The organism is Variovorax sp. Soil_C_39 (genome assembly GCF_057656815.1).
Genome location: NZ_JBDGJQ010000001.1, coordinates 528,598 through 552,112, shown reverse-complemented (window position 1 = coordinate 552,112; position 23,515 = coordinate 528,598). Strand labels below are relative to the sequence as shown.

Here is a 23,515-nt window from a genome sequence, read left to right as displayed (position 1 = left end):
GCGCTTTGCGGGCGTTGTCACCGAGTCTTCACTGCCATTTTTTGCGGCAATGCGACAATAGCGGGCTTAATGACAAGCTCCTTCTCCAACCTCATGCTGGCGGATTCGCTGGCGCGCGCCGTAGCCGAAATGGGCTACGAGACCATGACCCCGATCCAGGAACAGGCCATTCCGGTCGTGCTTTCAGGCCAGGACGTGATGGGTGCTGCGCAAACCGGCACCGGCAAGACCGCTGCGTTCACGCTGCCCTTGCTGCAGCGTATGCTCAAGCACGAGAACGCGTCCACCTCGCCCGCACGGCATCCGGTGCGTGCGCTGGTGCTGCTGCCCACGCGCGAACTCGCCGACCAGGTGGCCCAGCAGGTCAAGCTGTACGCCAAGTACACCAACCTGCGCAGCACGGTGGTGTTCGGCGGCATCGACATGAAGCCGCAGACGCTCGAGCTCAAGAAGGGCGTCGAGGTGCTGGTGGCCACGCCGGGCCGGTTGCTCGACCACATCGAGGCCAAGAACACGGTGCTCAACCAGGTCGAGTACGTGGTGCTCGACGAGGCCGACCGCATGCTCGACATCGGCTTTCTGCCCGACCTGCAGCGCATCCTGAGCTACCTGCCCAAGCAGCGCACCACGCTGCTGTTCTCGGCCACCTTCTCGCCCGAGATCAAGCGGCTCGCCGGCAGCTACCTGCAGAACCCCGTCACCATCGAGGTGGCGCGGCCGAACGAAACAGCGTCGACCGTCGAGCAGCGCTTCTTCAGCGTGAGCGACGACGACAAGCGCCGCGCGCTCAAGCAGATCGTGAAGCAGCGCGGCATCACGCAGGCCTTCGTGTTCGTCAACAGCAAGCTCGGCTGTGCGCGCCTGGCCCGTTCGCTCGAACGCGATGGCCTTCGCACCACCGCGCTGCACGGCGACAAGAGCCAGGACGAGCGCCTGAAGGCGCTGGCTTCGTTCAAGGCCGGCGAGGTCGACCTGCTGGTGTGCACCGACGTCGCGGCGCGCGGCCTCGACATCAAGGACGTGCCGGCGGTATTCAACTTCGACATCCCGTTCAACGCCGAAGACTACGTGCACCGCATCGGCCGCACCGGCCGTGCCGGCGCGTCGGGCCTGGCAGTCAGCTTTGCAAGCGGCGGCAACGATGCGCGCCTGGTGGCCGACATCGAGAAGCTGATCAAGAAGAAGATCGAGCTCGAGGCGATGGAGTTCGAGGAAGACCATCCACGCGGCCGCATCAACGACGGCCGCCGCCACTGGCGCGAAGAGGGCGAGGCCGGCGATGCACGCGACGTGCTCGACCAGCCGCGCGAACAACGCAGCAGCACCCTCGGCGGCGACGCACGCCGCGGCGGCGCTGGCCGTCCGCACCGCGCGTCTGCACCGCGCGATCCGTTCTTCGACAAGCCCTACGAACCGGGCGAGCGCGAGGCCGCACCCGCCTGGGAAGCGGCCGCCAAGGCCGCACCGTCGCGCGGCATCTCGAGCAACATCAAGTCCAAGCGCAAGGTGCCGGCGCTGTTCAAGAGCGCCGAGCCGAGCTGAGCGAGAGCAGCCGGCCCCGCTGCCGGCTCAACCGGGCTTCTGCGCCTGTTCGCACTTCACCTGGATCAGCTCGCGCTCGTCCAGCGTGGCACCGATCCGCACCGCGCTGAGGCAGCCGCCCCAGACGCAGCCGGTGTCGGTGGAAAGCAGGTCGGGCCGCGACAGCCAGCCCAGCGTCGACCAATGGCCGAATGCGATCGTCACATCGGCCGTCTTGCGCCCCGGCACGTCGAACCACGGCATGAGGCCCTCGGGCGCGGAGGCCACGCTATCGGCGCTCTCGAAATCCATCACGCCGTCGGCCGAGCAGAAACGCAGCCGCGTGAGCGCATTCACCACCACGCGCAGCCGGGCGTTGCCCGTGAGCGCATCGCGCCAATGGTCGGGCGCGTTGCCGTACATGTCGAGCAGGAACTCGCCGAGCGCGGGCCCCCGCAGCACCGATTCGAGTTCGGCCGCGAGCGCCCGCGTGTCGCCGACGGTCCACTGCGGCAGCACGCCCGCATGCACCATGAGCAGCTCGCCGCCGCCGATCTGCATGTGCAGCGCCATGTGCTGGCGGCGCAGCCAGTCGAGCATCGCCTCGCTGTCGGGCGAAGCGAGCAGGCCGGCCAGCGTGTCCTTGCGGCCGGGCTTGCGCGCGCCGTGCGCCACGCCGAGCAGGTGCAGGTCGTGGTTGCCGAGCAGGCTCAGCGCGGAGGCGCCGTAGCCCTGCACCCGCCGCAGCACGGCGGCCGAGTCGGGGCCGCGGTTGACCAGGTCGCCCAGCAGCACGAGGGTGTCGCGGCTCGGGGAAAAGCCGATCTTGTCGAGCAGCCGCTGGAGGGCGTCGTCGCAGCCCTGTATGTCGCCGATCAAGTAAAGTGCCATTTCCTCATTTTCACCCCCTGTACATGGATGTCTTGCTCCTGGCCATGCTGACGACGCTGAATGCGTTGTTCGCCATGTCCGAAATGGCCCTTTCCACCAGCCGGCGCGCGCGCCTCGCGGCGTTGGCCGAAACAGGGGATGCCGGCGCCGAGGCAGCGCTTCGGCTGATGGAGGAACCGACCCACTTTCTCTCGACGGTGCAGATCGGCATCACGTCGATAGGCATGCTCAGCGGCATCGTGGGCGAGGCCGCGTTCGCGGCGCCGCTCGCTGTGTGGCTCGCAGAACTCGGCATGGGCGAAGGCACGGCCAGCGTGGTGTCGACCGCGCTGGTGGTGACCGGCATCACCTTCTTCACCATCATCTTCGGCGAGCTGGTGCCCAAGCGCATCGGCCAGCTCTACCCCGAGCCGGTGGCACGCTGGGTGTCGCGGCCGATGCGCGGGCTCGCCAAGGGCGCGAAGCCCTTCGTGTGGTTGCTCGCGGGCGCCACGGCCACGGTGCTGAAGCTGCTGCGCATCGACGCCAATGCCGCGCGCTCGATGACCGAGGAAGAAATCTCCGCCAGCCTCGAGGAGGGCGTGGACGCCGGCGTGATCGAGCACCACGAGCACCAGATGGTGCGCAACGTGTTCCACCTCGACGACCGCCGGCTCTCGTCGCTGATGATCCCGCGCGCCGACATCGAATGGCTCGATGCCGCCGACACGGTGGCCGAGGCACTGCAGAAGGTGGCCGACGCGGGCGCGCTCAACCTCGTGCATTCGTGGTACCCGGTGTGCCGCAACTCGCTCGACGACGTGGTCGGCGTGATCAGCGTGGCGCACCTGCTGCGGCTCGGCATCGACCATGCGGGCCGGCTCGGCGAAGAGGCTGCGCCGGCCGTGTTCGTGCCCGAGACGCTCACCGGCATGGAACTGCTCGAGCAGTTCCGCGAACGCGGCGGCCGCCTGGTGTTCGTGGTCGACGAATACGGCGTGGTGCAAGGCCTCATGACGCCGCGCGACATGCTCGAGGCGATCACCGGCGAACTGCAGCCCGGCGTCCTGACCGACGCCTGGGCGCATCAGCGGCCCGACGGCGTCTGGGAGCTCGACGGCCTCATGCCGGTGTCGGAGCTGCGCGCGCGCCTCGGCATCCGCGAACTGCCGGACGAGGAGCGCGGGCGCTACAACACCGTGGCGGGCTTGCTGATGTCGGTGTCGGGCCACCTGCCCGAAGCCGGCGAGGTCATCGACTGCGCAGGCTGGCAGTTCGAGATCACCGCCCTCGAGGGCCGCCGCATCGACCGGGTGCTGGCCATGCCCGAGAAGGCCTCCTAGAAAAACCATGAATCCGACCGAAGACATCTACACCGAGCCCCCCGCCGACCCCGACACGCTGGCCAACCTCGGCCCGCTGCGCGCGATGGCCGGCGTCTGGGAGGGCACGCGCGGCGTGGATGTGAAGCCCAAGCGCGAAGGCCCGAAGACGCAGGCGTATGTCGAGCGCATCGAACTGCAGCCGATCGACGCGCAGACCAACGGCCCGCAGCTGCTCTACGGGCTGCGATACCACACCTACATCCACAAGCCCGGGCTCACCAAGATGTACCACGACCAGGTGGGCTACTGGCTCTGGGAGCCGGCCACCGGCATGCTGATGCACACGCTGGCCATTCCGCGCGGCCAGGTCGCGATGGCGGTGGGCCAGGCCAAGGCCGACGACACGCGCTTCACGCTCAGCGCCGAGCGCGGCAGCCTGGTGAACGGCATCGTCTCGAACCCGTTCATCGAGCGCGCCTTCACCACCACGGCCTGGAACATCAGCGTGACGATCAACCCCGACGGCACCTGGTCGTACGACCAGGACACGATCATGCAGATCGCGGGGCAGGCGGAGCCGTTCCATCACACCGACCGCAACACGCTGACGCGGGTGGCGGGGCCGGGGCTCAATCCGCTGGCATTGGCCGCCGCAGCGCACTGAGGCGGGCAGGGCAGGGCGGCGGCCGCATCACATCGGATCCGGCCCGTCCCACTCCACCCGGATCGGCCGCGCCAGCGGCCCGCCGCCTTGCTCGCGCATCCACTTCTGCGCGAATTCGCGCACTGTCTGCTCGGCATTCTTCTGCTGCGCCGCGAGGTACGCGGGGCTCGCGCCGCGCCGCGCGAGTTCGGGGCCGAGGTGGCGCAGGGCCTTCTCGCGGTTGGCGGGCGCCGCGGGCGAGAGCAGGCTCCGTTCGGTCGTGACGATCTCCATCGTCGATGTGTCGAAGCCCACGGGCGCCTGCAACTCCAGCGGCGGCACCGTGAGCCGGTAGTGGTCGCCGCGGGGCTCGAGGCGCCATTCGGCCGCGAGCGGAATGCGGTAGACGTAGCGGGCCTGCACGCGCACGCGCGAAACGGTGCGTGGCAGCCGGCTGCAGTCGAGGAGCGGGCATTCCCACGAGGTCTGCCAGCCGAACTCCTCGGCCTTGGCCATCTCGCTGACCTGCAGGTGGCCGCCCGGCGTGCGGATCAGTTCGATCTTGGCCGGGTCGAGCAGATGCACATGCTGCCCGGTCGTGCCGCCGAGCGTCGACGACAGCCGCAGCCAGCCGCCGATCACCGCGGCCGCAAGGGCACCACCGAGGACGAAGGCCGCGACGGTCCGCTGGCCCGTCGTCATCGCCATCAGGCCGCGGGCGCGACCGACGCGCCCTGGATGCCGTGCCTGTGCAGCGCCTCGGCCACGAAGCCGCTGGCCTTCATTTCTTCGACGAACGCGGCGAGCGCGCCGGCCGCCGGTTCGCCGCGGCGCTTGGGCACGCCCATGGCCTGCTGGATCACCATGAAGCGGCCCGGCAGCAGGCGCAGGCCGGGGTGCCGCGCCTGGTCGGCCTCGAGCTGCTGCTTCACGCCGGCCGCGACTTCGAGGTCCTGCTCAAGGAAGGTCTGCACCACGGCGGGCGACGAAGGCGCGCGCACGATCTGCGCCTGCTTCAGTTCACGCGTGAGGTAGAGGTCGTAGGCGCTGCCTTTGCCGACGGCCACGCGCACGCCCGCGCGATCGACCTCTTCATTGCGCGTGAGCGCAGCGCCGTCGCGCACGAGGTAGGCGCCCTCGATCAGCACATAGGCCGCGGTGAACGCGATCTCGGCGCCGCGCACCGGATCGATCGCGAAGAAGCCGATGTCGGCGCGGTCGGCAGCCACGGCCTCGACCGACTTGCCGGCGGTGTCGAACACCACCAGCTCGACCGGCACGCCGAGCTGCGCGCCGAACGCGCGCGCGAGGTCGATCGACACGCCGGCCGGCTCGCCGCTGGCGCTGTCGCGTCCGGCGAGGATCGGGTTGCCGAGGTTGATGGAGGCGCGCAGCACGCCGTTGGGCGCAAAGGCCTGGACGATGTCGGGGGTGGTGGACGAAGAGGGCATGGCCCCCATTCTGAATTCATTTCAGCCCCGCGTGCGCATCACCCCTCACCAGCTGAACTTCACCCCCACGCTCGCGTTGATGCCGCTCTTGATGCGCGCATCGCCGCCCGACGCCCAAAGCTTGCCGACCTCCCCGTACACGCTCATGGCCGGCGTGAGCTGCAGCGTGGCGCCCGCGGCCAGCTCGGTGCTGGTGCCGCCGGTGCGCGTGGCGATGTCGGTGGTGCCCGACGGCCCGACGAAGCGCGTCACGTCGGTGCCGTTGCTGCTGCGGTAGAGGTTGAGCCGCGCATAGGGCTGCAGTGGGCCGGCGGCGGTGGTGAGTTCGCCCTTGACCCGCACGCCCGCGCGCACCAGCCAGCCGCTGTGGCTGTCCTGCTGCACGAGCGCGCCGACGATGCCGGTGTCGTCGAGGCTGACGCGCTGGTGCACCAGTTGAAGCTGGGGCTCGATGGTCCATTGGGGCGAGAGTCGGAACGCCTGGCCGGCCTCGATCGAAGCCAGCAGGCTGTGGCCCTTGCCCGAACTCGCCGAGCCGAGCGTGGTGCTCGCGGTGTAGCGGTGGCGGCCGCCCTGCAGCACGCCGTCGACGTAGAGGCCGCCGTCGTTCTTCCAGATTGCGTAGGCGCCCAGGTACTGGCTGCGCAGATCGTTGCTGCCGACGGCAAAGCCGTGCAGGCCGCGTGCGAAACCGTTCACGCGCTGGGTGCCTTCGAGCTGGCCGACATAGACACCGACGCGCCAGTTCGGATCGGCCCACAGATCGGTGCCGGTCTGGATGCCCGTGAGGTGCCCCTCGCTCGTGGGGCTCACGGTGCCGGCCTGGCCGATGGTGCGGTCGGTGCGGATGAGCCGGGCCCAGGCCTGGCGGTGGCTTGGCTGCCCGGGCGCACCCGCGCTGCTGCTGCTTACGCCCATCACGCCGTCGTCGCCCACGCGCTGGTGCAGGTTGCCCACCATCGCGAGGTTGCCCTGGCGGAACTGCTCGGGCAGTGCCGCGAGCAATGGCACCTCGACGCGGTAGGTGGGAATGGTCACGCCACCGATGGCGCCGGGCGTGGTGCCGCCGGGGCTGGTGCGCGGCGGGCTCGGTTCTTCGCTCGGCGGCGGTGCGGGAGGGGCTGGCGGTCCCGGCGGTCCGGGGGGCGGCGGTGGGGGCGGTGGCGGTGGTGGCGGCGGCACGGTGACGCCCGAGCGCAAGTACCAGTTCTCGCCTGCGCCGGCCGCATCGGCCGCATGCAGCCGGTATTCGTAGGCGCCTGCATCGACATGACCGCCGGCCAGCACGAAGGCGTCGCGCGTGGTCTGGGCGGTGGTGGTGGCGCCGTTCATCGCGGTCACCACCTCGATGCCGTTGCCGGTGGTCAGCGCGCCGAGGCCCGCGCGGTTGGTGATCTGAATGGCGGTGGTGCCGCTCGCGATCGCGGTGCAGCCGCTCAGGATCAGCCGGTCGCTCAGGCTGTTGCTCGCGCCGAGCGCGGTGCCCAGGCGCAGCGTGCCGCCGTTGCCGACCCACGGGCCCTGCACGGTGAGCGTGGCGCCCGGCGTGCCGCTCAGGAGCGAGACGACGCCGCTGTTGGTCATGGCGGCGACGGTCTGGCTGTGGCCCGCGAGGTCGAGCGTGGCGCCTGCATCGACCACGACCGCACTCGCCGGGCTCAGCGCGCCGGCCGTGCCCGCGCGCAGCGTGCCCGCCGCGACACGGGTGCTGCCGCTCAGGCTGTTGTTGGCCGCCGAGAGCGTCAAGGTGCCGGCACCGTCCTTCACGAGGCTGCCCGTGCCCACGATCGTGCCCGACCAGCCCATGGCGCGGCCCTGGGTGTCGATGGTGCCCGTGCCGCCCAATCGCAGCGCATTGGGCATGTCGATGCCGTCGGCGCCCGCGGCGATGCGGGCGCTCGAACCGACCTCGATGGCGATCGCGCCCTGCAGCGATGAACCCGCATTCACCGTCAGGCTGTTGCTGTTGCCGCCCGTGAACTGCACCGCCGGCGCACGCGTCAGGCCGTCGCCGCCGAGGCCGCCGGCAATGGTGCCGCTGTTCGCGATGGCCAGGTTCGCACCCGTTGCGCCCGCGCCACCGGCACCGGGGGCACCTGCCGCGCCGCCGTTGCTGCTGGCGCCGCCGAGGCCGCCCGCGCCGCCGGCGATGGTGCCGCTGTTGTTGATCGCCGCGCCGGCGCCGACCGACCGGAGCCCGGCGCCGCCATCGCCGCCGCTGCCCGGTGCGCCGGAGCCGCCCGCGTCACCGCCGCCGGCACCGCCTGCGCCACCGGCGCCGCCCGTGACCTGGCCGGTGTTGTGGACGCTGGCGGCCGCGCTGCCGTCGAGCGTGAGCCCGTGGCCGCCCGCGCCCCCGCCGCCGCCCGAGGCATTGCTGCGCGCCGGCAGCAGCTCGGCGCCGCCCGCGCCGCCGGCGCCTCCGAGCATGCTGCCGCTGTGGGTGAATGCGGTGCCCGCGGTCGCGGTGCGCAGGAGGAACCCGCTGCCGCCACTGCCGCCGCCGCCCGCTTGCGAAAAGGCGTTGCCGCCGTCGCCGCCCGCACCGCCGGTCGAAGTGCCCGCGGCAACGTGCGCCGCCAGCGGATCGAGCAGCGTCGCGCCATGGCCGCCGGCACCGCCGCCGCCCCCGGCCCAGTACCCGTTGCCGCCGGTACCGCCCGCGCCGCCCGTGTGGCTGCCGATCGAGGCCGGGCTGGCCGCACCCATGGCCAGGCCGATGGCCCCGCCACCGCCGCCGCCGCCATAGCCGTTTCCGTGGCCGAAGCCGCCGGTGTGCGATTCGCCTGCTGCGCCGTCGTCGCCCTGCAGCGCGCCCGGCATCACGAGAGTGGCGCCGGTCCCCGCGGCGCCGCCCGCGCCCGCAGTGGCGCCGGCGAAGCTGCCCACGTTGGCGCTCGAACCGGCCATGCCGCCGGCTTCGGTCGATGCGCCGCCGTCGCCGCCCTGTGCGCCCAGGTTGCTATCGTTGAACCCGCCTGCGCCGCCGCTGCCGTCGCTGCCACCCGCGCCGGCGTGCAGCCTGGGGTCGCCCTGCGGTTCGCCGCCCGCACCGCCGGCCGCGATGCCCGCGCCGCTGCCGAGCAGCAGCACCGAGATGGCGACGGCGCGCGCACCAGCCGAACGGGCGTGCCCGTGCGCGCTCTCGGGAGCGGCCACGTAGGTGCCGAGTGTGGGGTTCCAGAGACTCCTGAAGATCTTGTTCATGGCGTTACCTTTGTCGCGTGTTGTTTCCGTCGTGCAGGGGCCCTGCATGGCCCGGTCCGCAACAGGGCCGGGCAGGGTCTGCCACCGTGAACCCACTGTAGGAATTGCCCCGTGCGCGGTCATGAGCCGTGCGCCCCTTGCGCAGGGAGACAAGCGTCACGCCCGCCGGGCCCGGGGCCCATGACAAAGCGCCTGCCGGACGGCTTGCTCGCTGCCTCGTCCTACAGGCGCGGCGCGGCGCTGCCCCGAGGATTCGGTGCATGAGCAGATCGATACTTGTGTGCCTGGGCGCGGCCGCGTGCTGGGCCGTCACCACCGCCGCGGTGGCCGAACCTCTGAAGCTGCCTGTGGACAGCGACGAGAAGGGCACGGTCTACATCGCGCCCAACATCAAGCCGACCGAGACGTCGGCCGTCACCCATGGCGCCACCGTGGGCGTACAGCGGCCTGACGGCAGCGGCACCTACATCGGCACCGACACTTCGATGCCCAAGCCGGTCTACTCGCTCGGCGCGAGCACGGGCGGCGACCTGTCGCTCTCGGGTGGCGTGTCTTCGGATGGCAAGAGCAACAACGGCGTCAAGGCCGGCGTCACCATCAAGTACTGACCCCGCGGGTCAGACCATCGTGGCGTAGACGATGAAGCCCTCGTGCGCGGCCACCTTGTCGTAGAGCGCGCGGCCGGCGCTGTTGGTGGTGTGGGTCTGCCAATAGACGCGGTGCGCGCCCGCGTGCTGCACCTGCGCGTACACGCCTTCGATCAGTTGCCGGCCCACGCCGCGCCCGCGCTCCGACGCGCGCGTGAACAGGTCCTGCAGGTAGCAGTTGGGTTCGATGCGCGTGGTGCTGCGGTGGAACAGGTAGTGGACCAGTCCCACGAGCTCGCCATCGCGCTCGGCCACGAGCGCATGCACCGGCTCGTAGGCATCGAAGAAGCGCTGCCAGGTGACGCGCGTGATCTCGTCGGGCAGCGCGGTCGGGCCCTCGCGTCCGTAGAACGCGTTGTAGCCGTCCCAGAGCGGCTTCCAGGCCGCGAAGTCCTCGGGCACGGGCGGGCGGATCAGGAGCGAAGATGAAGGCGTGGTCATGGTGGTCGCACGTTGAATGATGTCAACGCGCGATTGCACCACGGCCGGCGCTCAGTGGGTGTGGAAGAAGCCGGCGAGCGCCGCTTCGGGCAGTTGCCCGCGCAAACCGATGGCGACCACGGCGGCCTGCGCATCGCGTGGCGCGGGCGCACGGCGCACGCTGCCGTGGCGGCCGGCGAATTGCACTTCGGACCATTCGTCGCCTTCGGCGCTGCTGAGGCCGGTGCGCAGCCACCCCTTGAGCCGCAGCACGCCGGGCGGCAGGTCGCGCAGCCATGCGCGCAGCGTGTCGGCGGAAATCGCCCCGGTGGGCTGCGCACTCCAGGTCTGGAACATGGCGCCGTGGTCGGGCGCGTGGTCATGGTCATGTGCAGGGCCATGCGCATGGTCGTCGCCACAGACGGCGCATGCCGCGGTGGCCGGCGCCGGCAATCCGGACAGCAACGCCAATGGAACCGCCGACTGCACGGCCTCGATGCGCGGCGTGCCTGGCGCGGTGGCTTCGGCCCAGGCGTGCGCGGCCGCGAGCGCGGCGGCGTCGGTGAGGTCGGCCTTGTTGACGACGACGAGATCGGCCGAGGTGAGCTGGCGCGCCAGCGTGTCGGCGAGCAGTGGGTCGCGCGACTGCTGCGCCACCGCGCTCGCATCGACCAGCACCACCACGGCCTCGAGGCTCAACTCGGGCGCGGCCATGCCGATCTGCGCGATGCGCCAGGGGTCGGACACGCCGCTCGCCTCGATCACCACCGCATCGAAGGGCGTGACCGACTCGATCACCTGCACCAGTGCGCGGCCCAGGTCGTCGCCGATCTGGCAACAGACGCAGCCATTGGTCAGCGCGACCGTGTCGCCGTGTGTGGCGGCGATCAGGTCGGCATCGATGTTGAGTGCACCGAAGTCGTTGACCAGCACCGCCATGCGCAGGCCCTGGGCTTCGCGCAGCCAGCGGTTGAGCAGCGTGGTCTTGCCCGCGCCGAGGAAGCCCCCGACGACGGTGAGCGGAATGCGGCGTACCGCCGTCATGCCTCGAACACGCGGCCCGACAGCACGGTGCCCCAGACGCGCACGTCTTTCAGCGCCGACGGGTCGACCTCGAGCGGATCGTCCTCGAGCACGCAGAAGTCGGCGCGCTTGCCGCACTCGATGCTGCCGATCTCGCCGTCGAGCTTCAGGGTCCAGGCCGGGCCGAGCGTGATCGCGTGCAGCGCCTGCATCACAGTGAGCTTCTCGCTCTCGCCGAGCACGCGGCCCTTGGGCGTGATGCGGTTCACCGCGCACCAGGCCGTGAACAGCGGCCCGAGCGGCGTGACCGGCGCGTCGGAATGGATGGCGAGCGGCACGCCGGCCGCGAGCGCGCTGCCGCACGCATCGAGCCGGTGCGCGCGGTCGGGGCCCATGGTCATCTCGTAGTGTTGGTCGCCCCAGTACCAGAGGTGGTTCGCGAACAGGTTCGCGCTGAGGCCGAGCACGGCCATGCGGCGGAACAGCGGCGCATCGATCATCTGGCCGTGCTGCAGCGTGTGGCGGTGGTCGCGCCGCGGCGCGCGCGCGAGCACGCGCTCGATGGCGTCGATGGCGGCTTCGCTGGCCTCGTCGCCGTTGGTGTGGGTGTGGATGGTGAGGCCGGCGCGGTGGTAGGTCTCGAAGTCGGTCTCGTACTGCGCGGGCGCCGTGACCCAGATGCCGTTGGGCGCGCCGTTGAAGTGCCCGGGCCAGCGCAGCCGCGCCGAGAAACCCTGGATCGAGCCGTCGAGCATCATCTTCACGAGGCCGTAGCGCAGGCGGTCGGTGTTGCGCTCCATCAGCGTCTTGACGTGCTCGGCGCCGGCCGGCGCCGCATGCGTGCCGTGGAAGGCCTGGAACGCGGGCAGCAGGCGGATCGACACGCTGTCGTCCGCGAGCGCGCGTTCGAGCACCTGCACGTCGTTCTCGCTGAGCTTGTTGACGAGGTCGGTCGCCGTGGTCACGCCTTGGCGGCAGGCCAGCCGTGCGAACGAGCGCACGCCGGCTTCGGTCATGGGTGCGAGCAGGCCGGCGTTGTTGATCTTGCGCAGCACCAGGAACATGGCGGCGGGTTCCTGCAGCTCGCCCGTGGGCTCGCCGGCCTTGGCGTGGCCGGCTGCGAACTTGACGACGCCCTCGACATCGCCACCTTCACCGGTCAGGCGCGTGATCCCGGCCACCTTCAGCATCGCGCTGTTGGCGTTCATGAGGTGGCCGTTGGCATGCGAGATCACGATCGGCCGCGTGGCGCTCGCGCGGTCGAGGTGCTCGACCGTCATGCGCTCGCCGCCGAAATAGATCGGATCGAACCCCCAGGCGATCAGCGGCTCGGTCTCGGGCACGCCCTCGGCCGCCAGGCGCGCGGCGACCTCGGCCAGCCGCGCGACCACTTCGTCCATCGAGCGCAGGCCGGCCCAGATCTTTCCGTCGGGATCGCGCCGGTCGAACCAGCCGGTGTACGTCCACTCCCACATGCTGCCTTCCTTGAGGTGGCAGTGGCCCTCGACCAAGCCCGGCATCAGCACCTTGTCGGCGAAGCGCTCGTCGAGCGTGTAGTCGCCCCATTCGGCGCAGCGCGCCAGGTCGCCGACGGCAAGGATGCGGCCTTCGCGCACCGCCACGTGCGTGGCGCGCGGTTGCATGGGGTTCATGGTGAGGATGCTGCGGGCGGCGTAGACGGTGGTCTGGGTCATGGCAGTGAAGGAGTGGGGATGGTTGCTAGGTTGTATGTTCGGCCAGCTCGCGCCGCATGCGGCGCAGCGACCATTCGAAAGCCAGGCGGCGGATCGGTTCGGGCGGAATGAAGCCCGGCCGGCTGCGCTGCAGCGTCTCGTCGAGCAACGGCGAGCGAACGCCCGCTGCATGGTCCGCCAGCAGGCTGCCGAGCGCCGTCATCTTCAGGATGCCCGAGGCGTTGCAGCCGGCCACCGCATGCAGGCCCTCGGCGAGCTGGCGCACGATCGGCGCATCGTTGCGCGTCATGCCGACCGCGCCGCCCCAGGCATGCTCGAAGACATCGGCGGGCAGGCCCGGGTAGCGTTCGCGCAGGCCGGCCTGCAGCATCGTGCGCACCTGTTCGGGCGCGAGCTCGTGCTTGTACGAAAAGCCCAGGCGCAGCATGTAGCGCCGGCCCCCCACCTTGCGACTGGTGGCCTCCAGGCGCTCGACCGGCGTCACGCCCCATTCGGCCGCGCCGCCCAGTGCCGCGGCCTCGCTGTCGCTGAGGGCGCGCGTGAGCCCGGCATAGGTGAAGACGGCAAGTTGGCGCGAGGCGGCATGGCCGAAGCCGGGCAAATCGGTGCCGACGCACAGCAAGACCTGGCGCGCGCGCACGCAATGCGGGCCGACCTGCAGTTCGTAGCCCTGGCGCTGCTGCAGGCCGCTCACGGGGCTGTCGGTGTACAGGGCCACGTTCGGCGGCAGCGTGTCGACGAGGCCGTGCACCAGCTCGGCCGGCTGCACCAGCGTGCAGTTGCGCAGCCAGAGCGCCGCGGTGTAGCGCGCGGTGCCGAGTTCGTCCTTGATCTCGCCGGGCGCGAGGCGGCGGTAGTGCACGCCGTGCGCGTCGAGCGTGCGCGTCAGGGCCTCGAGGTTCCGAGCACCCAGCGCCGTCGTGGCGGCCTTGTAGTGGCCGATGGCCTGCCAGCCGCAATCGATACTGCCGCCCTCGACGAGGGTGCGCAGGTGCTGCATGCCGTGCGCGAGCAGTCGCGCCTGCCAATCGCGCATGGCAGGGTCGCTGCCGCTCGCGATCTTGGCGTAGGGCAGGTCGAGCATGAAGCCCGAGTTGCGGCCCGAGCTGCTTTCGGCAGGCTGGCCGGCGTCGAGCAGCACGATGCGTTCGTCGGGGTAGCGCAGCGCCAGCGCGCGAGCCGCGGCGAGTCCGGCGTAGCCGGCACCGACCACGGCGAAGCGCGCTTGCAGGTCGGCCTGCAGCGGCCCGCGCGGGGTTGCGCGGTGGCGTGCGATGGCGTTCCAGCCGCTCGGTGTGTGGTAGCGCCGCGGTGTGATCACGCTAGGCTGGGAGTTGCAGCGGGGCCACCGGCTGGCCGCCGACGCTCTCCACGCGCCGGCACCGCACCCAGTGATCCGGTGCCACTTCGCGCAGCGGCGGCAGCTCGGCCGCGCAGGCGGGCTCGGCCACCGGGCAGCGGCCGGCAAAGCGGCAGCCGGCCGGCGGGTTGATCGGGCTCGGCGGATCGCCCGTGAGCTTGATGCGCTGCGCGGCGCGCTGGCGTCCGCCGTGCACCGTCGGCACCGCCGACATCAGCGCCACGCTGTAGGGATGCAGCGGCCGCGCGAAGAACGCTTGGCGCGGTGCGCGCTCGACGATCTGGCCCAGGTACATCACCGCGATGTCGTCGCAGATGTGCTCGACCACGGCCATGTCGTGCGAGATGAACAGGTAGGTCAGGCCGAGTTCACGCTGCAGCCGTGCGAGCAGGTTCAGGATCTGCGCGCGGATCGCGATGTCGAGCGCCGACACCGGCTCGTCGCAGACCACGAGTTCGGGCTGCGTGGCGAGTGCGCGCGCGATGTTGATGCGCTGGCGCTGGCCGCCCGAGAACTGGTGCGGAAACAGGTGCTGCTGCTCGGGCCGGAGGCCCACCTGCATGAACAGCTCGGCCACGCGTGCATCGCGCTCGGCCGGCGTGCCGATGCCCATGAGGTCGAGCGGCGCGCGCACCGCTGCGCCGGCACGCTCGCGCGGATTGAGCGAGGAGTACGGGTCCTGGAAGATGATCTGCAGCCGCCGGCGCGCCTGCCGCAGCGCCTCGCCCTCGAGCTTGCCGAGGTCGGTGTCGCCGAGGCGGATATGCCCGGCCGTGACCGGCGACAGCCGCATCACGGCCAGCGCGGTGGTGGTCTTGCCCGAGCCCGATTCGCCGACCACGGCGAGCGTGCTGCCGCGGCGCACCGTGAACGAGACGCCGTCCACGGCCTTGACCACCTCGGGCGGCTTGAACCAGCCGGACCGGGCGCGCGGAAAATGCACCTGCAGGTCGTCGACCTGTAGCAACGTGTCTGGGGTCATCGCGTTCATGCCACCACCTCTTCTGCATGCAGCCAACAGGCCGCGCCGTGCGGCGTGGCCTCGTCAGCGCCGAGTTCGAACATGGGCGGCACCTCGCTCGCGCAGCGCGGCATCGCATGCGGGCAGCGCTCGCGGAACGCGCAGCCGTGGCCCAGCTCCCAGATCGAGGGCACCACGCCGTCGATCTCGGCGAGGTCGTCGCGCCGCCCCCCGATGCTGCTGCCGAGCTCGGGCAGGCAGCCGATCAGCCCGCGCGTGTAGGGATGGCCCGGCGCGCCGAGCACCTGTTCGCAGCTGCCCTGTTCGATCACGCGGCCGGCATACATCACCATCACGCGGTCGGCCATTTCGGCCACCGCGCCCATGTCGTGCGTGATCAGCAGGATGGCCGTGCCCTTCTCGCGCTGCAGGTCGCGCAGCAGGTCGAAGATCTGGGCCTGCACCGTCACGTCGAGGGCGGTGGTCGGTTCGTCGGCGATCAGGATGTCGGGCCGGCAGGCCAGCGCCATCGCGATCATCACGCGCTGGCGCATGCCGCCCGAGAGCTGGTGCGGGTATTCGTGCACGCGCCGCTCGGGCGCCGGAATGCCGACCTGCTGCAGCATCTCGATGGCGCGCTGGTGCGCCGCGTTGCCGTCGAGGCCGGCATGCAGCCGCAGCGATTCGGCGATCTGCTCGCCCACGGTGAACACCGGGTTCAGCGAGGTCATCGGTTCCTGGAAGATCATCGAGATGCGGTTGCCGCGCACCTGGCGCATGCGATCGGTGCTCGCGGCCACCAGGTCTTCGCCCTGGAACAGCACACGCCCGCCGCTGATGCGGCCCGGCGGCGACGGAATGAGCCTGAGCAGCGCCAGCGCCGTCATGCTCTTGCCGCAGCCCGATTCGCCGACCACGCAGAGCGTCTCGCCGGCACGCAGTTCGAAGTCGACGCCGTTGAGCACCATGGCGCGGCCGCGGCGGCCGCTGAATTCGACGCGCAGGTCGTTCACCTGCAGCAATGCAGCTTCTTGTGTCATCAGCGTTCCCTCAGTTTGGGGTTGAGGGCGTCGTTGAGGCCGTCGCCGATCAGGCTCACGGCCAGCACGGTGATGAAGATCGCCGCACCCGGGAAGAGCACGGGCCACCAGGCGCTCAGCACGTACTGCCGCGACGAGCCGATCATCAGGCCCCAGCTCATCTGGTTGGGGTCGCCCAGGCCGAGGAACGACAGGCCGGCCTCGAACAGGATGGCCGCGCCGATCGCCAGCGTGGCCGACACCACCAGCGGCGGCAGTGCGTTGGGCATGATCACTTTCCAGATGATGCGCGCGTGGCGCGCGCCGATGGCGCGCTCGGCGCGCACGAACTCCAGCCCGCGGATCTTCAGGAACTCGGCGCGCGCGAGCCGCGCCGTCGAAGGCCAGCTCACGCTGCCGATCGCCAGCGTGACCGTGATCAGCGAAGGCGAGAACAGCGTGACCACCACCATCGCGAACAGCAGCGAGGGCAGCACCTGGAAGAACTCGGTCACGCGCATGAGCACCGCGTCGACGCGCCCGCCGTAGTAGCCCGCCATGGCGCCCAGCGTCACGCCGATGGTGACCGACAGCAGCGCGGCGATGGCGCCCACGGCCAGCGTGGCGCGCCCGCCGTGGATGATGCCGGTGAGCACGTCGCGGCCGAGCTGGTCGCTGCCGAGCCAGGCTTCTTCGGTGAAGGGCGGTGTCATCGGCGCCGTGATCATCTCGAACGGATCGGCCGGGTACACCCACGGGCCGACGATGGACACCAGCACGACGACGAGCAGGATCGCCATGCCGACGATGGCGGCCGGGTTGCGCATGAACATGCGCAATGCCTCGACGCCGGGATGTTCGACCTTGATGGTTTTGTTCATGAGGTCTTGATGCGTGGGTCGATCAGTCGGTAGCACAGGTCGGTGACCATGTTCATGACGATGACGACGATGGAGGAGAACAGCAGCACGCCGAGGATGGTCGGGTAGTCGCGCCGCAGCACCGAGTCGAAGGCCAGCCGGCCGAGTCCGGGCCAGTTGAACACCGTCTCGACCAGGATCGCGCCGGCCAGCACGTTGCCGAACTGCAGGCCCAGCACCGTGACCACCGGCAGCAGCGCATTGCGCAGCGCATGCTTGTAGAGCACCACGCTTTCGGCCAGGCCCTTGGCACGCGCGGTGCGGATGTAATCGGCGCCGAGCACGTCGAGCATCGACGAACGCGCGAGGCGGCTGTACTGCGCGAGGTAGATCACGGCCAGCGTGACCGTCGGCAGCACCAGGTGGTGCAGCACGTCGAGCATGCCGCCCCAGAAGCCGTCGACCGGATCGGGCGAGCGCATGCCCGAGACCGGCAAGATCGGCCACACCGATGCGAACAACAGCACCAGCATGATGCCGGTCCAGAACACCGGTGCCGCGAAACCGACCAGCGACAGCACGGTGATCGCCTGCGACAACAGGCCGTTGGGCTTGCGTGACGACAGAACGCCGAGCAGCGTGCCGAGCACGAAGGCCAGGACCACCGAACTCAGCACCAGCAGCAGCGTGGCCGGTACGCGCTCGAGGATCATCTGCGAGACCGGCAGGTTGAAGTAGTACGAGTAGCCCAGGTCGCCGCTGGCGACCTTGCCGAGGTAGATGCCCAACTGCGTGAGGAACGGGCGGTCGAGGCCGTACTGCTTGCGCAGGTCGGCCATGAGTTCGGGGCTCATGCCGCCCGAGGCGCCGGCGATGGTTTCGACCGGGTCGCCCGGCGCGGAATGCACCAGCACGAAGTTCAGGACCACGACCGCCAGGACCAGCAGCAGGCCCTGGATCAGTCGGGAAGCGAGGAGGCGGAGGAAAGCCATCGTGGCGGCGCCGTTGTCGTTGTTGTCGTCGTCGTGGTGGTGGTCGCCGCGCCTACTTCAGGAACACCTCGTCGTACGGCGAGGCCGGGCCCCAGATGGTCGTCGGCACGTTGGCCACGTTCTTGCGCGTGGCCGTGTGGTAGGGCGAATCGTTGATGAAGATGATCGGCACTTCGTCGGTCACGATCTTCTGGAACGTGGCGTAGTAGGCCTTGCGCTTGGTCGGGTCGAGCAGCGTGCCGGCGGTGTTGAGCAGCTCGTCGACCTTGGGATTGGCGTACGACTGCGTGTTGGTCCAGATGATGGGCTTGATGTTGGTCGAGAGGTAGGTGCGGTGCACGCCGATCACCGGATCGCCCCAGTTGAACACCACGTCCATCGACAGGTCGAAGTCGTGCGTGGCAAGGCGCTTGGCCCAGGCCGGGAAGTCGGCCGAGGCGCGCACCTCCACCGTGACGCCGATCTTCTTGAGCTGCGCGCGCACGTACTCGGCCACGTTCTTCTGCTGGTCGTCGTTGCCCGGCAGATAGTCGATGGTCAGCTTGAGGCGTTCGCCGCCGTTGCCGGGCTTCAGGCCCGCTTCGTCGAGCAGGGCGGCGGCCTTCTTCAGGTCGAGCGGGTAGCGCACCAGGTCGTCGGTGGCGAACGGGCTGCTCGCCACGATCGGGCCGTCGGCCGGCGTCGCGAAACCGCCCATCAGCGCCTTGGTGATGAACTTCTTGTCGATGGCATAGGCAATGGCCTTGCGCACGCGCACGTCGTTCAACGGCTTCTTGGTGGTGTTGATCGCGAGCCAGTTGAGGGCACCGATGCCCTCGTAGCCCTTGTTGGTCAGCACCGTGTCGGTGCTGGCCTTGAGCCGTCGCAGGTCGGTGGAAGTCGACACGTAGGGCAGCATCTGGATGTCGCCGCGCTCCAGGCTCAGCACGAGGCTCGACGCATCGGGCACGATGTTCAGCACGACCTTGTCGAGGTAGGGCTTGCCGGGCAGGAAGAACTTGTCGAAGCGCTCCATCACCACGCGCCGGCCGGCCTGGAACTCGACGAGCTTGAAGGGTCCCGAGCCGACCACGTCGTTGCTGTTGCGCGGATGGTTCTTGAGGTCGGTGCCATCGCCGTAGATGTGCTTGGGCAGGATCGGCGCGAGCGCGGGGCTCATGGCCAGCAGGATCGCCGGGTGCGGCGTGCTCATGCGGATGATGGCCGTGTGCGCATCAGGCGTGTCGACCTTCTCGACCGGTGCCAGCATGGTCTGGAACGGATGGTTGGCCTTGATCGCCATGATCGAGAACGCCACGTCGGCCGAGGTCACGGGCTTGCCATCATGGAACACCGCGTTCTTGCGCAGGTTCAGCGTGAGCGACATGCCGTCGTCGGCGAGCTTCCACGACTCTGCGAGGTAGGGCTGCGGATTCCACTTGTCGTCATAGCGCAGCGGGCTCGCGAACAGCTGCGCCGACGGGATCGCCGTGGCCGTGCCCGACTGGACCGCGCCGTTCAGGTGACGCGGCACCTGGGTGTAGCCGACCACCAGCGTGCCGCCGCGCTTGGGTTCCTGCGCAACGGCCGGCAGGGGCACGAGCGCGCTGGCGCCGAGCAATGCCGCCGACAACAAGACACCGCGGCGATGGGATAGCAAATGGAACATGGATCGACCTCCTGGAACTTCTGTGGATTGGGACGCCCTTGCGGGCCGCACTCGACGATAGGCGCAGGTCGAGCGGGACCGAAGAGCCAACCGTAGCCAAGTTGAAGGGCCAGAAGGCACGGGTTTGCCCCGTTGTGTGGCGGTGCGATGCGCCACTTCGGTGAATGCACCTCGGCCGCGCGGCCGAGAGTGTCAACAACTACTTTTCGTCGCGCAGCCAGTACCACTTGTAAAGCATGCGCTGGCCGATGCGGCGGAATGGCGCGAAGGCCGGCGACTCGACCAGCCCGAGCACGTTTGGAAAGGGCAGCGGCGAGCGGTAGATCGGCAGTTCGAAGACCTCGCGGCCCGCGTCCTTGCCCGCGATGCGCTCGGCCAGGCGCTTGCCGGCCCAGGTCGAGAACGAGACGCCGTTGCCGCCGTAGCCCACGGCATACCAGATCGACTTGTCGCTGTCGGGCTGCGCGATGCGCGGCATCATGTCGTGGCTCACGTCGACCCAGCCCCACCACGAGTAGTCGATGCGGATGCCCGCGAGCGGCGGGAACTTGCGCGCGATCGCATCGGTGAGCAGCTTCAGGTGCATCGGATGCTCGGCGTCGGCGCCGCTGACGGCGCTGCGGCTGCCGATCTGCAGCCGGTTGCCCTTGAGCAGCCGGTAATAGAAGCGCAGCGTGCGCGTGTCGGTCAGGAAGGTCAGCGACTTGAAGTTGGTGGCCTGCAGCTCAGACTCGGTCAGCGGCCGCGTGACCACCGAGTTCGAGAGGATCGGCATGATGCGGTTCTTCAGCGCCGGATTCAGCGCCTGGCCGGTGTAGCCGCCGGTGCATACCGCCACGCGGCGCGCGCGCACCACGCCGCCGGGCGTGCGCAGGTGGTGCACGCCGTCGATCGTCTGCCAGCCCTGCACCGGGCTCGAGGTGTGCACCGTCACGCCGAGGCCGCGCGCCTTCTGCAACAGGCCGAAGGTGAACTTCAGCGGATGGATGCCCACCCCTTCGGGTTCGAACATGGCGCCGCAGGCCTCGCGCTCGTCGCAATAGTCGCTTCGCACCTCTTCGGCCGTGAGCATGCGCGTGCCGTAGCCGAACTGTTCGCGCATCAGGCGCGCCTCGGCTTCGAGCACCGGGAGCTTCTCGGGCCGGTGCGCCAGATAGAGATGGCCACCGTCGAAGGCATCGCAATCGATCTGGGTGGTGAGATGCTTGAAGTTCTCGAAGCCGCCGCGAATCTCGGCGTCGAGCCGCCGCGCGGTGTCGATGCCCCAGCGCTCGATCCATTGCGAACGCTTGAGCCGGCCGCTTGCGTTTTGCCCCTGGCCGCCGCTGCGGCTCGAGCAACCCCAGGCGGCCTGGTTGGCCTCGAGCACCGTGGCCCGGATGCCGTGCTCCTGCGCGAGATAGAGCGCGGTCGACATGCCCGTGGCACCCGAGCCGATGATGGCCACGTCGACGTCGATGTCGTTGTGCAGCGGGCCGTCGTCCTCGGGCGGCGTGCCGGCGCTTGCCACCCACCAGGTAGGCGCATAGGCGCGGCCCGCGCCCGGATCGGACGCGACCAGCGGGTCGTAGCGCGGGTCGTACGGCCGGCCCGTGGGCTGCGGTTCGGACGACGCCGGGGAGAACGCGGCAGTGCCGGAAGGCATGGTCATGGGGTGGCTCCGCGGCGGCTACTTGGCAGCGGGCAGGTTGGGGCGTGCCTTGCGGAACACGTTCTTCAGGTGGATCTTTCCGCCGCGGAACGTGAACACGTCGATGCCGTCGCTCTCGATGCGGCCGCCGTCGGCCGCGGTGCCGGTGAAGGTCCATTGCGAGGTGCCGAAGTCGCCCTGCACGAAGTGCTTGCCGTTGGTCCACTGCGCATCGGGCACCGCCTCCCAGGCTGCGGCAAAGGCGCGGCGCACCGCTTCGGTGCCGACGTGGCGCGTGCCGCAGGCATCGGGGCCGGCGGCGGTCTGGAAGATGCAGTCATCGGTCATGAAGGACATCAGCGCGTCGATGTCGTGGCGGTTCCAGGCGTCGCTGAACGCGGCGAGGGTGTCGGTGGTCACGGTGGATGAATCGACTGGGGATGAAGATGGCAGTGCAGTCACGCAAGGGCTCCTGAATTGAATGCTGCAAGCGTAGGCAGCACGCTCGCCGGGCGATAGGGCCAGATGGGGGAATTCGACCGAGCCAGAACACAGCCCTTGCCCTACACTGCGGCGCCTATGGCCAACCACCGAGCGACCCAGTGGGCGCAGCTTTTCGCGTTGCCCGACCAACCCGCGCTGCCGCTGCAGGGCCGATTGCGTGCCGCCGTCGTGCAGGCGATCCTCGAAGACCACCTGAGTCCCGGCGCGTCATTGCCCTCGTCGCGCGAACTGGCCACGCTGCTCGGTTTGAGCCGCAACACGGTCACTTCGGCCTACCTGCAGCTGATCGACGAAGGCTTCCTCGAGGCGCGTCCGCGCAGCGGCGTGTTCGTGGCGCGCAATGCCCGCCCGCTGTCGGCCGCGCATGCCGAGCCGCTGGTGGGGCGCAGCGGCCAGTCGAGCCAGCCGCCCCACTGGCCGGCGCGCGTGCTGCGCTCGCTGCAGGACAAGCCCACGCTTTCCAAGCCCGACCGCTGGCGCGACTATCCGTACCCCTTCGTCTACGGCAACTACGACCCGCAGCTCTTTCCGACCGAAGACTTCCGCGAATGCTGTGCGCGCAGCCTGGCGCGCTCGCAGCTGCCGCACTGGACGCCCGACTTCGAGACCGACGACGTGCCCGAGCTGATCGAACAGATCCGCACGCGGCTGTTGCCCAAGCGCGGCGTGTTTGCCTTGAAGGAGGAGATCCTCGTCACACTCGGTGCGCAGCATGCGTACTACCTGTTGGCCGATGCGCTATTCGGCGAGCAGACGCGCGTCGGCCTCGAGGAGCCCGGCCATCCGCATGCGCGCAACAGCTTCTCGATGCGCAACCCCAAGTGGGTCGAGGTGGCGGTCGACGACGAGGGCCTGGTCGTCGATGCGCTGCCGGCGGCCGACTACCTCTTCGTGACCCCGTCGCACCAGAGCCCGACCACCGCCACGCTGAGCCTGGAGCGCAGGCAGTGGCTGCTGCGCAAGGCCGAGCTGCAGGACTTCGTCATCATCGAGGACGACTACGAGGCCGAAAACCTCTATGAGGGCACGCCCATGCCCGCGCTCAAGAGCCTCGACAAGACGGGCCGGGTCATTTACGTGGGCTCGGTGTCCAAGAGCCTTTCGCCCGCGTTGCGGCTCGGCTTCATCGTGGCGCCGCGCGCGCTGATCAAGGAACTGCGGCTGATCCGCCACGCGATGGTGCGGCACCCCAGCGCGTTCCTGCAGCATGCCTATGCACTGTTTCTTTCGCTCGGCCACCACGAGTCGCATGCGCGGCGCGTGAATGCGGCGATGCAGGACCGGCTCGCGATCGCTGCCAAGGCGTTGCGCGAGCATCTGCCGGAGTTCGATTTCACGCTGCCGCAGGGCGGGGCCTCGATCTGGGTGCGGGCGCCTGCGTGGGTGGATGCGGGGGAACTGTCGCTGATGGCGCGCAGCCATGGCGTGCTGATCGAGGCGGGGGACGTGTTCTTTGCGAAGCCGCCTTATCCGTGTCCCTTCTTCCGGCTGCGGTTGTCATCGATTGCGGCGGGACAGATTCTGGCGGGGATCCAGGCGCTGGGAGCGGCGTTCGAGGAGTTGGCGTTGGCGCGGGGGGAGGTCCGGGCGCATTGAGGCTGTTGGTTTCGTTTGTTGCCTGAGGCCGGGTTTCGCCCCGGCGGGCGACTCACTTTCTTTTGCTTCGCCAAAAGAAAGTAGCTCGCCCGCCGGGGCGAGACCCGGCCCCGGGAAACGCACCGACCCCGTGCGCCCCCACTC

Annotated in this window: 20 protein-coding genes; 5 read left to right on the top strand and 15 right to left on the bottom strand. The window is 69.8% G+C overall.

The features are described 5' to 3' along the window. Positions 1-69 precede the first annotated feature (69 nt). The gene (locus AC3A6J_RS02615) at positions 70-1,542 is read left to right on the top strand and encodes a DEAD/DEAH box helicase (protein ID WP_487858335.1); all 1,473 of its coding nucleotides are present in this window, start codon (positions 70-72) and stop codon (positions 1,540-1,542) included. Between the two features lie 27 nt (positions 1,543-1,569). Here AC3A6J_RS02615 and AC3A6J_RS02610 read toward each other — a convergent pair whose 3' ends face one another. Beyond that, positions 1,570-2,412 (bottom strand): symmetrical bis(5'-nucleosyl)-tetraphosphatase, encoded by an 843-nt coding sequence (locus AC3A6J_RS02610; protein ID WP_487858334.1) that lies wholly within the window; start codon positions 2,410-2,412, stop codon positions 1,570-1,572. A 23-nt stretch (positions 2,413-2,435) separates the two neighbouring features. On the opposite strand from AC3A6J_RS02610, the gene AC3A6J_RS02605 reads away from it, so the two are divergent. Then, positions 2,436-3,734, top strand: a complete 1,299-nt coding sequence (locus AC3A6J_RS02605; protein ID WP_487858333.1) for a hemolysin family protein — start codon at positions 2,436-2,438, stop codon at positions 3,732-3,734. Positions 3,735-3,741: 7 nt separating this feature from the next. Continuing rightward, on the top strand, positions 3,742-4,380 hold the full coding sequence (locus tag AC3A6J_RS02600; protein ID WP_487858332.1) for an FABP family protein: 639 nt from the start codon (positions 3,742-3,744) through the stop codon (positions 4,378-4,380). 27 nt (positions 4,381-4,407) lie between these two features. Here AC3A6J_RS02600 and AC3A6J_RS02595 read toward each other — a convergent pair whose 3' ends face one another. Genes AC3A6J_RS02595 through AC3A6J_RS02585 form a run of 3 tightly spaced genes read right to left on the bottom strand, consistent with a single transcriptional unit; the run spans position 4,408 to position 9,017 of the window. Then, entirely contained in the window at positions 4,408-5,067 is a 660-nt protein-coding gene (locus AC3A6J_RS02595; protein ID WP_487858331.1) for a hypothetical protein, read from the bottom strand. Next, positions 5,067-5,810, bottom strand: coding sequence for an ABC transporter substrate-binding protein (locus AC3A6J_RS02590; RefSeq protein WP_487858330.1), 744 nt, complete (start codon positions 5,808-5,810; stop codon positions 5,067-5,069). Before AC3A6J_RS02590 ends, AC3A6J_RS02595 begins: the two co-directional genes overlap by 1 nt. A 45-nt stretch (positions 5,811-5,855) precedes the next feature. Further along, positions 5,856-9,017: an autotransporter outer membrane beta-barrel domain-containing protein gene (locus AC3A6J_RS02585; RefSeq protein WP_487858329.1), complete on the bottom strand. Its 3,162-nt coding sequence runs from the start codon at positions 9,015-9,017 to the stop codon at positions 5,856-5,858. A gap of 260 nt (positions 9,018-9,277) precedes the next feature. On the opposite strand from AC3A6J_RS02585, the gene AC3A6J_RS02580 reads away from it, so the two are divergent. Further along, positions 9,278-9,625 (top strand): hypothetical protein, encoded by a 348-nt coding sequence (locus tag AC3A6J_RS02580; RefSeq protein WP_487858328.1) that lies wholly within the window; start codon positions 9,278-9,280, stop codon positions 9,623-9,625. Positions 9,626-9,634: 9 nt separating this feature from the next. On the opposite strand, the gene AC3A6J_RS02575 is transcribed toward AC3A6J_RS02580, so the two are convergent. The 11 genes from AC3A6J_RS02575 to AC3A6J_RS02525 form a co-directional block, all read right to left on the bottom strand. Next, positions 9,635-10,105, bottom strand: a complete 471-nt coding sequence (locus tag AC3A6J_RS02575; RefSeq protein WP_487858327.1) for an N-acetyltransferase family protein — start codon at positions 10,103-10,105, stop codon at positions 9,635-9,637. 51 nt (positions 10,106-10,156) lie between these two features. Further along, on the bottom strand, positions 10,157-11,128 hold the full coding sequence (locus AC3A6J_RS02570; RefSeq protein WP_487858326.1) for a CobW family GTP-binding protein: 972 nt from the start codon (positions 11,126-11,128) through the stop codon (positions 10,157-10,159). Further along, the gene (locus AC3A6J_RS02565) at positions 11,125-12,801 is read right to left on the bottom strand and encodes an amidohydrolase (RefSeq protein ID WP_487858325.1); all 1,677 of its coding nucleotides are present in this window, start codon (positions 12,799-12,801) and stop codon (positions 11,125-11,127) included. Before AC3A6J_RS02565 ends, AC3A6J_RS02570 begins: the two co-directional genes overlap by 4 nt. A gap of 25 nt (positions 12,802-12,826) precedes the next feature. Continuing rightward, positions 12,827-14,122 carry an NAD(P)/FAD-dependent oxidoreductase gene (locus AC3A6J_RS02560; protein ID WP_487858324.1) on the bottom strand — a complete coding sequence of 432 codons (1,296 nt, stop codon included), beginning with the start codon at positions 14,120-14,122 and terminating at the stop codon, positions 12,827-12,829. A 1-nt stretch (position 14,123) separates the two neighbouring features. Further along, a complete protein-coding gene (locus tag AC3A6J_RS02555; protein ID WP_487858323.1) occupies positions 14,124-15,152 on the bottom strand; it encodes an ABC transporter ATP-binding protein in 1,029 nt (342 codons plus the stop codon). Continuing rightward, entirely contained in the window at positions 15,149-16,162 is a 1,014-nt protein-coding gene (locus AC3A6J_RS02550) for an ABC transporter ATP-binding protein (RefSeq protein ID WP_487858322.1), read from the bottom strand. The genes AC3A6J_RS02555 and AC3A6J_RS02550 overlap by 4 nt, the downstream gene beginning before the upstream one ends. Next, entirely contained in the window at positions 16,162-17,022 is an 861-nt protein-coding gene (locus AC3A6J_RS02545; RefSeq protein ID WP_487858321.1) for an ABC transporter permease, read from the bottom strand. Before AC3A6J_RS02545 ends, AC3A6J_RS02550 begins: the two co-directional genes overlap by 1 nt. After that, positions 17,019-17,993, bottom strand: coding sequence for an ABC transporter permease (locus tag AC3A6J_RS02540; protein ID WP_487858320.1), 975 nt, complete (start codon positions 17,991-17,993; stop codon positions 17,019-17,021). The genes AC3A6J_RS02545 and AC3A6J_RS02540 overlap by 4 nt, the downstream gene beginning before the upstream one ends. Before the next feature lie 52 nt (positions 17,994-18,045). Then, positions 18,046-19,641 carry an ABC transporter substrate-binding protein gene (locus tag AC3A6J_RS02535; protein WP_487858319.1) on the bottom strand — a complete coding sequence of 532 codons (1,596 nt, stop codon included), beginning with the start codon at positions 19,639-19,641 and terminating at the stop codon, positions 18,046-18,048. Between the two features lie 199 nt (positions 19,642-19,840). Continuing rightward, positions 19,841-21,286 carry an NAD(P)/FAD-dependent oxidoreductase gene (locus AC3A6J_RS02530; RefSeq protein ID WP_487858627.1) on the bottom strand — a complete coding sequence of 482 codons (1,446 nt, stop codon included), beginning with the start codon at positions 21,284-21,286 and terminating at the stop codon, positions 19,841-19,843. A 24-nt stretch (positions 21,287-21,310) separates the two neighbouring features. Then, on the bottom strand, positions 21,311-21,733 hold the full coding sequence (locus tag AC3A6J_RS02525) for a nuclear transport factor 2 family protein (RefSeq protein WP_487858318.1): 423 nt from the start codon (positions 21,731-21,733) through the stop codon (positions 21,311-21,313). Positions 21,734-21,850: 117 nt separating this feature from the next. Between AC3A6J_RS02525 and pdxR the strand changes: the two genes are divergently transcribed. Beyond that, a complete protein-coding gene (pdxR, locus tag AC3A6J_RS02520) occupies positions 21,851-23,371 on the top strand; it encodes a MocR-like pyridoxine biosynthesis transcription factor PdxR (RefSeq protein WP_487858317.1) in 1,521 nt (506 codons plus the stop codon). Positions 23,372-23,515 lie beyond the last annotated feature (144 nt).

Coding starts and splice junctions, on each gene's coding strand:
- AC3A6J_RS02535 (WP_487858319.1), bottom strand. CDS start 19,641: ATGTTCCATTTGCTATCCCATCGCCGCGGTGTCTTGTTGTCGGCGGCA.
- AC3A6J_RS02615 (WP_487858335.1), top strand. CDS start 70: ATGACAAGCTCCTTCTCCAACCTCATGCTGGCGGATTCGCTGGCGCGC.
- AC3A6J_RS02530 (WP_487858627.1), bottom strand. CDS start 21,286: ATGCCTTCCGGCACTGCCGCGTTCTCCCCGGCGTCGTCCGAACCGCAG.
- AC3A6J_RS02590 (WP_487858330.1), bottom strand. CDS start 5,810: ATGCCCTCTTCGTCCACCACCCCCGACATCGTCCAGGCCTTTGCGCCC.
- AC3A6J_RS02595 (WP_487858331.1), bottom strand. CDS start 5,067: ATGGCGATGACGACGGGCCAGCGGACCGTCGCGGCCTTCGTCCTCGGT.
- AC3A6J_RS02545 (WP_487858321.1), bottom strand. CDS start 17,022: ATGAACAAAACCATCAAGGTCGAACATCCCGGCGTCGAGGCATTGCGC.
- AC3A6J_RS02585 (WP_487858329.1), bottom strand. CDS start 9,017: ATGAACAAGATCTTCAGGAGTCTCTGGAACCCCACACTCGGCACCTAC.
- AC3A6J_RS02610 (WP_487858334.1), bottom strand. CDS start 2,412: ATGGCACTTTACTTGATCGGCGACATACAGGGCTGCGACGACGCCCTC.
- AC3A6J_RS02600 (WP_487858332.1), top strand. CDS start 3,742: ATGAATCCGACCGAAGACATCTACACCGAGCCCCCCGCCGACCCCGAC.
- AC3A6J_RS02570 (WP_487858326.1), bottom strand. CDS start 11,128: ATGACGGCGGTACGCCGCATTCCGCTCACCGTCGTCGGGGGCTTCCTC.
- AC3A6J_RS02540 (WP_487858320.1), bottom strand. CDS start 17,993: ATGGCTTTCCTCCGCCTCCTCGCTTCCCGACTGATCCAGGGCCTGCTG.
- pdxR (WP_487858317.1), top strand. CDS start 21,851: ATGGCCAACCACCGAGCGACCCAGTGGGCGCAGCTTTTCGCGTTGCCC.
- AC3A6J_RS02575 (WP_487858327.1), bottom strand. CDS start 10,105: ATGACCACGCCTTCATCTTCGCTCCTGATCCGCCCGCCCGTGCCCGAG.
- AC3A6J_RS02550 (WP_487858322.1), bottom strand. CDS start 16,162: ATGACACAAGAAGCTGCATTGCTGCAGGTGAACGACCTGCGCGTCGAA.
- AC3A6J_RS02605 (WP_487858333.1), top strand. CDS start 2,436: ATGGATGTCTTGCTCCTGGCCATGCTGACGACGCTGAATGCGTTGTTC.
- AC3A6J_RS02580 (WP_487858328.1), top strand. CDS start 9,278: ATGAGCAGATCGATACTTGTGTGCCTGGGCGCGGCCGCGTGCTGGGCC.
- AC3A6J_RS02555 (WP_487858323.1), bottom strand. CDS start 15,152: ATGAACGCGATGACCCCAGACACGTTGCTACAGGTCGACGACCTGCAG.
- AC3A6J_RS02565 (WP_487858325.1), bottom strand. CDS start 12,801: ATGACCCAGACCACCGTCTACGCCGCCCGCAGCATCCTCACCATGAAC.